General features: G+C 72.4%; 9 protein-coding genes. 2 read left to right on the top strand and 7 right to left on the bottom strand.

All coding sequences use genetic code 11. The annotated features are described in order from the left end of the window. Positions 1 to 306: 306 nt before the first annotated feature. Complete coding sequence (locus ABZO29_RS05455) at positions 307 to 846, bottom strand: hypothetical protein (RefSeq protein WP_367318977.1); 540 nt, start codon at positions 844 to 846, stop codon at positions 307 to 309. 245 nt (positions 847 to 1,091) lie between these two features. Between ABZO29_RS05455 and ABZO29_RS05450 the strand changes: the two genes are divergently transcribed. Then, on the top strand, positions 1,092 to 2,780 hold the full coding sequence (locus ABZO29_RS05450) for a serine/threonine-protein kinase (RefSeq protein WP_367318976.1): 1,689 nt from the start codon (positions 1,092 to 1,094) through the stop codon (positions 2,778 to 2,780). Positions 2,781 to 2,850: 70 nt separating this feature from the next. Here ABZO29_RS05450 and ABZO29_RS05445 read toward each other — a convergent pair whose 3' ends face one another. The 3 genes from ABZO29_RS05445 to ABZO29_RS05435 form a co-directional block, all read right to left on the bottom strand. After that, positions 2,851 to 4,215 (bottom strand): FAD-dependent oxidoreductase, encoded by a 1,365-nt coding sequence (locus ABZO29_RS05445; RefSeq protein WP_367318975.1) that lies wholly within the window; start codon positions 4,213 to 4,215, stop codon positions 2,851 to 2,853. Positions 4,216 to 4,342: 127 nt separating this feature from the next. Beyond that, the gene (locus tag ABZO29_RS05440; RefSeq protein WP_367318974.1) at positions 4,343 to 7,063 is read right to left on the bottom strand and encodes a SpoIIE family protein phosphatase; all 2,721 of its coding nucleotides are present in this window, start codon (positions 7,061 to 7,063) and stop codon (positions 4,343 to 4,345) included. Positions 7,064 to 7,158: 95 nt separating this feature from the next. Next, positions 7,159 to 9,669 carry a SpoIIE family protein phosphatase gene (locus ABZO29_RS05435; RefSeq protein WP_367318973.1) on the bottom strand — a complete coding sequence of 837 codons (2,511 nt, stop codon included), beginning with the start codon at positions 9,667 to 9,669 and terminating at the stop codon, positions 7,159 to 7,161. A 243-nt stretch (positions 9,670 to 9,912) separates the two neighbouring features. Here ABZO29_RS05435 and ABZO29_RS05430 point away from each other — a divergent pair, with 243 nt between their 5' ends. Further along, on the top strand, positions 9,913 to 10,062 hold the full coding sequence (locus ABZO29_RS05430) for a hypothetical protein (protein WP_367318972.1): 150 nt from the start codon (positions 9,913 to 9,915) through the stop codon (positions 10,060 to 10,062). Here ABZO29_RS05430 and ABZO29_RS05425 read toward each other — a convergent pair. The 3 genes from ABZO29_RS05425 to ABZO29_RS05415 all read right to left on the bottom strand — a co-directional run bounded on the left by ABZO29_RS05425 (position 10,049) and on the right by ABZO29_RS05415 (position 13,054). After that, on the bottom strand, positions 10,049 to 10,507 hold the full coding sequence (locus tag ABZO29_RS05425; protein WP_367318971.1) for an SRPBCC family protein: 459 nt from the start codon (positions 10,505 to 10,507) through the stop codon (positions 10,049 to 10,051). The genes ABZO29_RS05430 and ABZO29_RS05425 overlap by 14 nt on opposite strands. Before the next feature lie 71 nt (positions 10,508 to 10,578). After that, a complete protein-coding gene (locus ABZO29_RS05420; RefSeq protein WP_367318970.1) occupies positions 10,579 to 12,105 on the bottom strand; it encodes an FAD-dependent oxidoreductase in 1,527 nt (508 codons plus the stop codon). 46 nt (positions 12,106 to 12,151) lie between these two features. Further along, positions 12,152 to 13,054 carry a hypothetical protein gene (locus ABZO29_RS05415; RefSeq protein ID WP_367318969.1) on the bottom strand — a complete coding sequence of 301 codons (903 nt, stop codon included), beginning with the start codon at positions 13,052 to 13,054 and terminating at the stop codon, positions 12,152 to 12,154. Between the last annotated feature and the right edge of the window lie 36 nt (positions 13,055 to 13,090).

The following is a 13,090-nucleotide window of genomic DNA, read 5'->3' as shown; positions in this document are numbered from 1 at the left end:
GTGGGGCCTGCGCCGGAGCCTCAACCGGCCCGGCGGCCACGCCTGTTCGGGCGCGGGAGCGTCGGGCCGCACGGTCGTGCCTCGGCGTGGGCGGCGGCTCGGATCCACGCAACACACGGGGCGTGCGACCCGCGCACGGGGCGCACACGGCGCACATCAGTCCACCCACGTTCACTCGTGTCCCGGACACGTCTGGGACACGACAATCATGGGGCGAACGGGGCCTGCCCACCATCCGCGTCGGGGCAGGGCCCGTTCGCGCATGCCGAGGCGGCCCTGCGCGAGGCCGCCGGACGGTGCCGCCCCTCAACGCCTGCCGTGACCCTCGGGCGTGGGCCGACGTGCCGCGCCCCCGCGTCGAGGCGGTGGGTCCTGCGGGGCGGGCAGCGGCGCACTGAACCCGCCGGGCACGGCACGCGTCAGAGTGGCGGCCGGTGCCTCCCGCGGGCCGGAGGACGGAACCTCACCCGGGGGAACGTCATCGGTCCGGCTGTCCGTGGCCGGCCGCGCACGCGGTGTGGCCCGCCCGACGACCTTGGTGTGCGTCATCAGCGGTGCACACGCGGAGCAGACTTCCGTGAGCGTCCACACCTGGCCCACCGCGGGATCGTGACGCAGTGCGAGGACCACCATGCCCGCGCAGCCGATCCGGGTGCCCTCGTGGGCGGCGCATTTCTGCTGGCGGCAGCCGCAGGCCGCGTCGGGCCGCACGGTCGCCGCCCTGGCGTGGGCGGCCGCATGGGCCTCGGCGAAGCGACGCAGCGCGGCGATGTCGCGGGAGCGAGGAGGCATACGGCAGCCCGAGGAGCAGCTGACCGAGGCGGTGCGGTCGCGGTGCCCCGTCATCCGGATCGTCCACGACCGTCCGGGGCGCCGGGTTGAGGGTGCGTCAGGGTACGCGATGGCCAAGTCCGTGAGTCCTTCGTAGCCGAGGGGGGCGCGGAAGATGCGCTGAGTGAGGTCTACCCGGGTAAGAGCCGGTTCACAGCATGCCGAAGCACTCTCCTTCCGAGCCGGACATGACCCGCGTGTCCGCGACATGAGCAGCCCCGGATACACGTTCGGGTCGTGCGCCCTTTAGGCTCCCCCGCATGAGCGAAGGGGGACCCGGTAGACGGGTGATCGACGGCCGTTTCGAACTGGCCGGGCGTCTCGGTGGCGGGGGCATGGGCTGGGTGTGGCGTGCCCGTGACATGGCGCTGCACCGCGAGGTGGCGGTGAAGGAGGTGCGGCCGCCGGATCCGGGGCTCGCCGAGTACGACCCCGAGGGCGCGCGGACGCTGCGCGAGCGCGTGCTACGGGAGGCCCGCGCCCTGGCCCGGGTCCACCATCCCAATGTCGTGACGATCCATCACATCGTCGACGGCGGCCCGGGCACTTACCCGTGGATCGTCATGGAGCTCGTCACCGGTGGCTCCCTGCAGGACCGCCTCGATCAGGGCCCGATGGCGCCGGTCGAGGCGGCCCGGCTGGGCCGGCAGGTGCTGTCCGCCCTGCGCGCGGCGCACGCGGTCGGCATCGAGCACCGCGACGTGAAGCCGGCCAACGTGCTGCTGCGGCCGGACGGGAGTCCCGTCCTGACGGACTTCGGCATCGCGGCGAGCCGGGAGTTCTCCAGTCTCACCGCCACCGGGGCCGTCATCGGATCCCCCGACTTCATGGCACCCGAACGCGTGACCGGCAAGGAGGGCGGTCCGGCCTCGGACCTCTGGTCGCTGGCGATGCTGCTGTACGTGGCGGTCGAGGGGCACCATCCGCTGCGCAGGGACTCAACCCTCGCCACCCTCGCCGCCGTTCTCAGCGAGGACATACCGCCGCCGCGCCAGGCCGGACCGCTGACGGGGGTGCTGAACGCGGTCCTGGTCAAGGACCCGCAGGCGCGGCCCGACGCGGGGACCCTCGACCGCATGCTCGCCGCCGCGGAGGCGGGACTGCCGACGCGCAACGATGTACCACCCGCCGGTGCCGGCACCACGTCGTACCGGCTGCCCGCCCCCGCACCCGCACCCGCACCCGCGCCCGCCCCCGCCGTTCCCGGCGCGTGGCCCGACCCCGCGCCCGCCGTCACCATCGCGCCGGCGCACGCCCCGTCGGCGCACTCTCGCACCCGGCGCGCCCCGATCCTCGCCGTGGCGGCCTCGCTGGCCTCAGCGGTCCTCACCGGCGTGCTGGTGTGGGCGCTGCTGCCGGAGGGGAGCAGCAAGAACACGACTGGGGCCGCGCCCAGCAGCTCATCCCGGGGCGGGGCGACAGCCACCGCGTCCGGCACTGCCTCCGCCACCGGATCGTCCTCCGCCGACAGCGCAGGCTCCGAGGCGGCATCCAGCCTGCTGACGCCGGAGGGCCTGCGGACGACCGTCGCGAAGCTCAAGGCCGCGTCGGGCGGCTCGACGGTCACCAGGTTCGTCGTCTACGAGGACTACGCCATCGCCGAGTGCCCGGTGAAGGTACACAGCAAGCTCTACGACCGCTTCAGCTACCAGGCGGGTGCGGACGTCGCGGTGAAGGACGGCCCGAGTGGCACCGTCACGAGCGGCACCATCCCCGCCGACCTGGACGACTACGACTGGGACGCGGTGCCCGCGCTGTTCGGCAAGGCCGACAAGGTGCTCAACGTGCCGAACCCCGACGACCGTTACCTCGTGGTCGACCCGGCCTCCAGCATCTTCGACACCGATGCCTCGATGAACGTCTATCTCTCGGACGACTACGGCGCCGGCTACATCAGGGCGAACGTGAAGGGCAAGATCATCAAAACCTACCCGCGGGAAGACAGCTGAGCTGAGCAGAGCCGACGGGCCCGGAGGCGTCCGCCTCCGGGCCCGTCGGCTCTGCTCCGGCCGAACCCGCTTACGCGCCGCTCGCCTTGAGCATGTCCTCACGCTCGACGATCTTCTCGCGCTCGCGGCCCTGCGGCTCGCCCAGTGCCTTCTCCGCGGCGTCCAGCTTGTACCAGCCCTCCCAGGTGGTGAAGCGGACGCTGCGCTCGGCGAGGAACGCGTCCACGGCCTCCGGCTCGGGCGAAGCGGGCGTCTGCAGACGGCCGCCTGCGTGGTCGTCCAGCAGGTTCGCCACCGTCTCGTTGGCGTCTCCCTTGGTGTGGCCGATCAGGCCCACCGGGCCGCGCCGGATCCAGCCGGTGACGTACACCGACTGCAGGTGCGCGCCGCCCTCCTCGATGACCCGGCCGCCCTCGTCCGGGACCGTGCCGGACTCGATGTCCCAGGGCAGCTTGGGCAGCTTCTCGGAGAGGTAGCCGACGGCGCGGTAGATCGCGGTGACGTCCCAGTCGGTGAACTTGCCGGTGCCCTTGACGTTGCCGGTGCCGTCGAGGGCGGTGCGCTCGGTGCGCAGCCCGACGACCTTGCCGTCCTCGCCGAGGACCTCGGACGGAGACTCGAAGAAGTGCAGGAACAGCTTGTGCGGGCGGTCGCCGACGTCGCGGATGGCCCAGTTCTCCAGGGTCTTGGCGACCATGTCGGCCTGCTTGTTGCCGCGCCGGGTGGCGATGGAGCCCTCGTCGTAGTCGATGTCCTCGGGGTCGACGATGACCTCGATGTTGGGGGAGTGGTCCAGCTCCCGCAGCTCCATCGGGCTGAACTTCGCCTGCGCGGGGCCGCGGCGGCCGAAGACGTGGACCTCCAGGGCCTTGTTGGCCTTCAGACCGGCGTAGACGTTCGGCGGGATCTCCGTGGGCAGGAGTTCGTCGGCCGTCTTGGCCAGGATGCGCGCCACGTCGAGTGCGACGTTGCCGACGCCGAGGACCGCGACCTTCTCCGCCTCCAGCGGCCAGGTGCGCGCAACGTCCGGGTGCCCGTCGTACCAGGAGACGAAGTCCGCCGCGCCGTAGGAGCCGTCCAGGTCGATGCCCGGGACGGGCAGTTCGCGGTCGGCCGTCGCACCGGTGGAGAAGATGACCGCGTCGTAGAAGGCACGCAGGTCGTCCAGGCTGATGTCGGTGGGGTAGTCGACGTTGCCGAAGAGCCGGATCTGCGGCTTGTCGAGCACTTGGTGGAGGGCCGTGATGATGCCCTTGATGCGGGGGTGGTCCGGGGCGACGCCGTAACGGATCAGTCCGAACGGGGCCGGCATGCGCTCGAAGAGGTCGATGGACACACCCGGGTCGGCGGCCACATCGGACTTGAGCAGCGCGTCGGCGGCGTATATCCCGGCGGGGCCGGCTCCGACAATGGCTACCCGCAGGGGGCGGGGCATGATCAGGTTCCCTTCGAGCGAGGACGGGGCGACTCGTCGGGAAGCCTAAATTAAGGCAAGCCTAAGTCGGTACGCGGGTCCGACCTATGAGCTCATAAGGCTGGTTTATGGGTTGGCGAAGGTGTGTTTATAGAGCCGACTGCGGTCGGGGCAGCGGCTGCTCGGCCCAGATGATCTTGCCGGTGGATGTGTAGCGGGTGCCCCAGCGTTCGGCGAGCTGGGCCACGAGGAACAGGCCGCGCCCGCCCTCGTCGGTCATGGCCGCGTGCCGCAGGTGCGGTGAGGTGCTGCTGCTGTCGAAGACCTCGCAGATCAGGCTGTGGTCACGCATGACCCGGACGTGCACGGGGCTCCCGCCGTACCGGATCGCGTTGGTGACCAGTTCACTCAGGATCAGCTCGGTGGCGAAGACCAGCTCGTCCAGGCCCCACTCCGCCAGCTTCCCGTTGACCGAGTCCCGCACGGTCTTCACGGCAGCCGGGTCCATCGGTACCTGCCACTCGGCGACCCGGTCGGCGCCCAGCGCCCGGGTGCGGGCGACGATCAGGGCGACGTCGTCGGTCGGCCGGGCGGGAAGCAGCGCGTCGAGTACGACCCGGCAGGTGTCCTCGGGCGACCGGCCCGACCTGGCCAGGGCGGAACCCAGCAGTTCGAGCCCGGTGTCGATGTCCCGGTCGCGGTCCTCCACGAGCCCGTCCGTGTAGAGGACCAGCCTGCTGCCCTCGTCGAGCTGCAGGTCCGCCGTCTCGAAGGGAAGGCCTCCCACACCCAGCGGCGGACCGGCCGGCACTTCGAGGAACGCGACGCCGCCGTCGGCCCCGACCAGGGCCGGCGGCGGGTGTCCCGCGCGGGCCAGGGTGCAGCGCCGGGACACGGGGTCGTAGACCGCGTACAGGCAGGTGGCGCCCGTGATGGGCGCGCTGCCGCCCTCGGTCCGCTCGTCCTGGTCTATCCGGGAGACGAGTTCGTCGAGGAGCGCGAGGAGTTCGTCGGGCGCCAGGTCCAGCGCGGAGAAGTTGTGCACCGCCGTCCGCAGGCGCCCCATGGTGGCCGCTGCGTGCAGCCCGTGCCCGACGACGTCCCCCACGACCAGCGCCACCCGTGCGCCGGAGAGCGGCAGGACGTCGAACCAGTCCCCGCCGACGCCGGCCTGCGCCGGCAGGTACCGGTACGCGAGGTCCAGCGCGCTCTGCTCGGGCAGGCTGCGCGGCAGCAGACTGCGCTGCAACGTCACCGCCATGCTGTGCTCGCGCGTGTAGCGCCGCGCGTTGTCGATGGAGACCGCCGCCCGGGCCGCCAGCTCCTCCGCGAGGGCGACCTCCTCGGTGTCGAAGGGCTCCTCCTTCGCGCAGCGCCAGAAGCTGACCACACCCAGCACCAGTGCCCCTGCCTGCAGCGGCACCGCGATGAGGGAATGGATGCCGTACGCCACCACCTGCTCGGTGCGCTCCCGGTCCTGGGCGAGCCAGCCGGAGGCCTCGCTCAGGCGTGGCTCCACGACGGCCTCACCGGTGCGGAGGCTGCGGGCCTGCGGGGAGGACGCGACGAACCGGATCCGCTCGCCCACCCCGTACAGGGGCGCGTCCTTGCGGATGCCGCTGAACGCGGTGCGCCGCAGATCGGTCGCCCCGTCCGGCTCCTCACCGGCGAGGACGGCGTCGAAGAGGTCCACGGTGGCGAAGTCCGCGAACCGGGGAACGGCCAGCTCGGTCAGTTCCTCGGCGGTGCGGGTCACGTCCAGGCTGGTTCCGACGCCCGAGCCCGCGTCGTAGAGCATGCTGAGGCGCTCCCGTGCCGCCTCCGCCCGGCCGGACAGGGCCCGCAGCTCGGTGGAGTCGCGGAGCGTGGCGACGCTGCCGTCAGGGCCGCCCTTCAAATGGGTGGGCCGCTGGTTGACGGCCAGCAGCCGGCCACCCACCAGGTGAACCTCGTCGGTGACCACGCGCCCCGAGGCGAGCAGCTCGGCGGTGCCCGGGTCGAGGCCGAGGTCGAGCACCTGCCGCCGCTCGGCGTCCTCGGGCAGGTGGAGCAGGCGGCGTGCCTCGTCGTTGGCGAGGAGCAGGTCGCCCTCGTCGCCGACGATGATCACTCCTTCCCGTACGGAGTGCAGCACCGCGTCGTGGTGTTCGTACATCCGCGTCATCTCGCCCGGGCCCAGGCCGTGGGTCTGGCGCAGCAGCCGTCTGCTCACCAGCGCCGTCCCCGCGGTGGCCAGGGCGAGTCCCACGGCCGCCGCGAACAGCACGACGGGCAGCTGCTGGTCCGCGGCCCCGCCCACGTGTGCCGTCGTGATCCCGGCCGACACCAGGCCCACGACCTTGCCGTCCGGATCCTTGATCGGTACCACGGCCTGCACCAGCCGCCCGATGGTCCCCGTGATCTCCTCCGTCGTGCTCTCGCCGGCCAGGGCGGGCCCGATGTCCCCGACGAACTTCTTTCCGATGCGGTCGGGTTTGGGGTGGGTGTAGCGGATCCCGTCGGTGTTCATGACGACGATGAAGTCGACCTCCGACGTCTTGCGGGCCGCCTCCGCCCGCGGTTGCAGCACGGCCGTCGGGTCGGGACTGCTCAACGCCTCGCGGGTGCCGGGGGCGTTGGCGAACGTCTCGGCGACGGCGAGCGAACGGTTGCGGGCCTCCCGGTCGGTGTCGTGCCGCACCTGCAGCAGCAGCGCCACCGCCGCGGCGACGACCAGCAGCAGCACGATGACCACCTGCAGGACGAACACCTGTCCGGCGACGCTGCGCCCGGCGAGAGCCTTGCGGGCGCGGTCCGGTGTGCGCGGGGTGCGCAGACCGCGGCGAGAACGGGGTGACCGGAACTCGGGTCGACCCGATAGGCGGACCATGAGCCATGTCTACACTGCCGGGACCCAGGAGGCGAGGGGCGTCACACACGGTGACAGGGATGCTTCCGCTCACAAGGGCCCGGTCAGTTCACCCTTCAACTCTCAGGCCCGGGACGACGGGTCGCCAGAAGGAGCGCGATGTCGTCCGGGCGGTCGGCAGTGTGTCGTGCCGTCGCGGTGAGCCGGTCGGCGACGCCCGCCAGGGAGCGGCCTGCGGCGCGGTCGTCGCGGGCACCGACCTTCGAGAGGGCCACGCGCAGCGCCGTGATGCCGTCGTCGATGTCGCCGCCGGGGCGCTCGACGAGGCCGTCGGTGTAGAGGGCCAGGATGGCGCCGGGCTCCAGACGCAGTTCGGTCATCGGGTACTGGGCCTGCGGGTCCACGCCGAGCACCATGCCGCCGGGGATGTCCACGAGGTGGGTGTGGCCGTCCGGATCGCGCAGCAGGGGCGGCAGGTGTCCCGCGCGGGCGGCCCTGGCCAGGCCGGTCACGGGATCCAGGCGTACGTAGCAGCAGCTGGCGAACTGGCCGGGGTCCAGGTCGATGAGGAGGTGGTTGGTGCCCCTCATGACTTCCTCCGGCGTATGGTCACCGACCGCGAACGCCCGTACGGCACTGCGTAGTTGACCCATCGTCGCGGCCGCCTGCACCCCGTGCCCCTGGACGTCGCCGATGACCAGCGCCAGCCCGTTCCCGCTTTCGACGACGTCGTACCAGTCCCCGCCGACGTCCATGCCCTGGGTGCCCGGCAGGTACCGGCCGGCGGTCTCGACCCGCGGATGCGTCGACAGGCGCCGCGGGAGCAGGGCCTGCTGCAGTCCGCGGGCCAGGGCGGCCTCGGTGTCGTAGCGCTGCGCCTTCTCCATCGCGTGGGCGATCAGCCCGGCCAGCGCGGTCAGCACGGAGCGCTCCCGGGGGCTGAAACTGCGGGGCCGGTCGAAGCCGAGGATGCAGGAGCCGACCGGGCGCCCGGAGGCGATCAGCGGCAGGAAGGCACGGGCTCCCTCCTCGGCGTCCAGCGGGATGCCGGGATAGGCGGTGCGCAGCTCCTGCATCGAGTCGAAGAACATCGGGCGTCCGGTGGTGAGCGTCTCGACGCCGGGCAGGTGCGCGTCCAGCCCCACCCCCTCGAAGGGAGTGAGGAACCCCTCGGGGAAGCCGGTGTCCCACGCCAGATACAGATGCCGCTCCTGCAGCAGGTAGATGGCGAGCCGGCGGCCGCCGAAGGCCGGCAGCAGCTCCTGCATGACCACGGCGGAGACCTGCCGTGCGGTGACGGCCTCGGTGAGGGCGATGGCGAGGGCGATGGGCCGGTACACCGGCGCCGTCAGGGCGTCCGCGGTCCGCACGGCCTCGGAGTCGTGCGTGGGAGGTGAACCGGCGTCGGACACGCGGTCGGAGGTGCGGACGGTGCAGGACAGGATGTCGGGGCCGGGATACACCGACACGGCCAGCCAGTCGCCGTCGGGGGACCGCGGGTCGGGCTCGTGCTGTGCGGCGTGCGGCGGCCGTCGCACGTGGAAGTGCACGGGCGTGGGCGCCAGCAGCGCCGCGCGCAGGTACTCCTCGCAGGCGGGCTGGTTCAGCCACGGCACGCCGTCCCACAGCGCCCGGCCGAGGAGCTCGCCGGGTGGCCGGCGCAGCACCTGGGCCGCCCGTTCATTGGCGTAGACGATCGTTCCCAGCCGGTCCAGGCCGAACACGGCGTCCGGAAGCAGGTCGGCCGCCGCGTCCGCCGCCGCACCCGGGCCCGGTTCGAGGACGACTCCGCCGACCGCATGGGCGCCGGACGGTGAACCGGGCGGGACCCGCGGCCCCCACAACTGCATCAGCCGCAGCGCACCGTCGGCCGCACGCACATGCAGCGGCAGGGAGGGCGGCTTTCCGCCGGCCGTCTGCCGCAGCAGGTGCAGTACGTCGGGGGTGACGGCGTCGGCGAGCTCCTCCACGCAGGTGAGCGTGCGGCCGGGCGGCAGGCCCAGCAGGGCGGGCAGGACCTCATCGGCCATGAACTCTCCGGTCGCCGGGTCCCAGGAGAATCCCGCCACGCGAGCGGCGGCGGAGCCGCTCGTGGCCGGCGAGCGCACGCACAGCGGCTCGTCGTCCCAGGTGACGGGCGGTCCGCCGGACTCGAGTCGGCGCAGCGCCGCGCCCAGGCGCTCGGCCACCTGCACGGTGCGGTCGCGCTCGACCAGCACCTCGGCGACGTCCGGGACGGCCGGGCGCAGCACGGTCAGGACGCCGTAGGTCGTGCCCGCGTGCGTGATGGGCACATAGAGGGACCCGAACGGATAGGGCAGCCCGGCCGCGAGCTGGGGGTAGCGGCGCATGGTCTCCGTGCCGTTCGGCAGAACCACCTGAACACCCAGGCGGTAGGTGTCGGCAACCGGATAGCGGCGGTCGACGTGCACGCGCCACCAGGGCCGGAACAGGGACCCGGGCAGCCCGGCGAGTACGCCGAGCCGCAGCAGTCCTGGCGTGCTCGAGCGCAGGTAGACGCCCCCGGAGTGGCCGCCGGCTGCGCTGATCGCCGTTGCCACGGCCTCGGTCAGCAGCGGGGCCAGCCGCCCGGGCGTCCCGTTCTCGCCCCTGGCGCTCCCAGTCATCGGCCTTACCTCGTCCGTGCGCCGCCGAGTGGGCGACACAGCAAGAATGCGCCACGAGCACCTTGCCTCGCACCCGGGCGGTGAGGGAAGGGGGAGGAGCGACTCGGGATGCCCGGGCGGCATCGGACGATCCGGAGCCCTTGGTGTGGCCCCGGAGCGTTCACGTTCGATCAGGGGGAGCGAGGGTGCCGTGGAGGGCCTCTGTGAGCAGGGTGCGGATGTCGTCGGCGGAGGGGGCGGCCCATGACGCCGCCGGCGTGGAAGGCTGACTCGACCGCGGCGCCCGGCATGCGGCAGGCCAGTGACCACGCGATGGCGCGGCCACTGGCCGACGTGAACGACCGGACCGCCGGACGGCTGCCGGCGGGAGAAGGCGTTCTCATCCCGGAGTGACACGGCCGCGCCACGAACCGGATTCGCCGCCGCGCTCCTCGATGAACTCCTTGAAACGCCGCATGTCACCCTTGACCCGTCGATCGATCATTCCGAGCCAGTCGCCGGTCTTCTCCGCCGCCCCACTCGGTTCGACGTCCATGGTGAGCTCCACGCGGGTGTGCGTGGGGTCCAGGCTCTGGAAGCGGACCATGCCCCTCTGCTGGGTGTCGCCGCTGATCGTGCGCCAGGTGATCCTCTCGTCCGGGAGCTGGTCGACGATTTCGGTGTCGAACTCCCGCCGTACACCGCCGATCTTGGTGGTCCAGTGGTTGTGGACGTCGTCGAGCTGTGACACCTGCTCGACGCCCTCCATGAAGCTCGGGAACTCCTCGAACTGGGTCCACTGGTTGTATGCGGTGCGGACCGGGACCTCGACCTCGACCGATTCCTTCACTGTGCTCATCGTTGCGCCTTCCTCGTAGTGGTCTGATCAGCGCGTGCGCCGAGTACCCCGCAGCGCGGCCGGTACTGATCTCAGATGTCGCGCCGTTCGAGCGGCCGGGTGGCCGGACCCTGGACCACGTTCCCGTCCGTGTCGAAGCGGGATCCGTGGCAGGGGCACTCCCACGTCCGTTCCCCCGAGTTGAAGGCGACCAGACAGCCCAGGTGGGTACAGCGCGCGGAGACGGCGTGGAGCTGCCCGTTCTCGTCGCGGTAGGCCGCGCACCGGTGCCCGCCGACACGGACGACGGCACCGTCTCCCGGGGCGATGTCGTCCACGGAGCCAGCGAAGACAGTGGGCAGTCGATCCCCGACGAAGTGCCGAGCGACATTGGCCTGGTGTCTGAGGAAGGCGGGCGCCTCACTCACGACCGCGCGCACACGCCGGGGGTCGTACAGGCCGCTCCACGGCGACTCCTGACCGGTGATCAGATCCGTGAGGAGGCGGCCCGCCATGATGCCGCCGCTCAGTCCCCAGCCCCCGAAGCCCGTGGCCACATAGGTGTGCCGGCTTCCCGCGTGGAGGGGGCCGACGAGCGGCACGGAGTCGGTGGAGTCGTTGTCCTGCGTGGCCCAGCGGTGCGTGAAGGACAGCGCGCCGAAGTGCTCGGTGGCCCAGTCGGCGAGCCGGGCGAACCGCTTGCCCACGTCGCCGGTTCCCGGCGTGAAATGCTCCCCGGTGACCACCAGGAGCCGCTGTCCGTCCCGGTACGGAGCGGTGCGCACCGAGCGGGTGTCCTGCTCCGGCGTGATGTACATGCCGTGCGGGTCGAGATCGGCCGGGATGGGCGCGGTCAGCACGAGTTCACGGCGCGGGGCCAGCCGGGTGAAGAGCAGTGCGCGATCGAAGATCGGGTAGTGGGTGGCGACCACGACGTCCGCGGCGGTCACCGTCGTCCCCGCCTCGGTGATCAGACGACAGGGCCGGCCCTCCTTGAGGTCCACGACCCGCGTCTCCTCGTGGATCAGCGCGCCTTGCCGGATCAGGTCGTCGGCGAGTGACAGCAGGTACTTACGGGGATGGAACTGGGCCTGCTCCGTCACGCGGACCGCACCCGCGACGGGGAACGGCAGGTCCGTCTCGGTCACGTAGGCGGCGGGCAGTCCCGCTTCGCGCGCCGCGTCCGCCTCGGCCTTGAGCTTCGCGGTGCCCGCTCCGTCCTGGGCGTAGGTGAAGGCTGCCGCTTCCTCCCAGTCGCAGTCGATGCCCAGTTCGTCCGCGATCTCGGCGGCCCGACGGACGGCTTCCGTCTGAGACCGCGCGTACAGCATGGCGGCATCGGGCCCGTGTGCCCGCCGCAGTCGCGCATAGATGAGGGTGTGCAGAGCGGTGAGTTTGGCGGTGGTGTGGCCGGTGACCCCGGCGGCGATCCGGCCGGCGTCGAGCACCGCCACGCTGCGGCCGCTGCGAGCCAGCTCCCAGGCGGTGCTGAGCCCCGCGATCCCCCCACCGGCGACGGCCACGTCGACCGTGACGTCGGCGCCGAGGGGCGGGTGCGGGTCGCGTGGGGGTGCCGTCTCGATCCAGTACGACTTCTGATCGCCTGCGTACGCGCTCATGCCGGCCGAGTTCCCCGGTCCCGGCGGCTCAGTCCGCGCCCGTCGCTCATGCGCCCTGGTCGTGGGCGGTCAGGCGTTCCAGGCGCGTGGCGGCGGTCCTGGCCCGGCGTCGTGCCTCGCGGACCCGGCGGTCGCCGTCACGCACCTTCTCACGTGCCGCGCGCTCGTCCGTGCGGGCCTGCCCGAGCTCCTCCTCGACCCGTTCGAGCTCCTGTGCCAGGGCGCTGACGCGCTCCTCCAGCGTGTCCCTGCGCTCCTTGGCGTCCTGCGCCTGCCGAGTGGCCTCCTCCGCCTCCGCCTCGCGCGCCCTCAGATCGCGGTCGGCTTCGTCCGCGGACCGGTGGGCCTCGTCGAGCTGCCGGCGCCGCCGTTGTTCCGCGGCGGACGCGGCCGACTCCTCGCGCCGCCGCGACGGAGGAGCCTTCGCCGGGCGCGCCGCCGGGCCGGCCGGTGGCGGCGGAGCCTTCGCGGTGGTGGCCGGGAAGCCGACGGCCGGAGTGAGGGCCTTGGTGAGCCGGCCGGAGGCCCACTGCCGGGCCGCGTCGGGATCGCCGAGTACCGCCTGCAGCGTGTCCTGCACCTCGCGCCGGGCATCCGCGCCGATGGGATGCCCGGCCTCGGCGGCCAGCTGTGCCGCCTGCCGGGACAGGGCACCGATCAGCAGCCGCTGCTGGTGCACGAGTTCGCGCAGCTGCTCGCCGTCCAGGTCGCGATGGGCCTGCCTCAGGGCCTCACCCAGTTCGACGAGGGGCTGGACCTGGTCGGGCTGTCTGCGCACCAGCAGATTGCTGGCCCAGGCGGCCAGGCTGGGGCGGCGCAGACGGCTGATCTGCCCGGCGAGCGTTCGGTCTCCGGCCGCGAGGGCGGCCACGGCGCGCTCGCCGCGGGCGGCGGTGAACTGCTCCGGTCGCAGCCCGTACAGCTCGTCGGCGACGGTGTCCAGGTCCACCAGCACCCCCTGGAGACGGAATGACGAGCGAGGGGG

The sequence above is a fragment of the Streptomyces sp. HUAS ZL42 genome (assembly GCF_040782645.1).
Lineage (GTDB): Bacteria > Actinomycetota > Actinomycetes > Streptomycetales > Streptomycetaceae > Streptomyces.
This window is presented reverse-complemented; position numbering and strand designations above follow the sequence as displayed.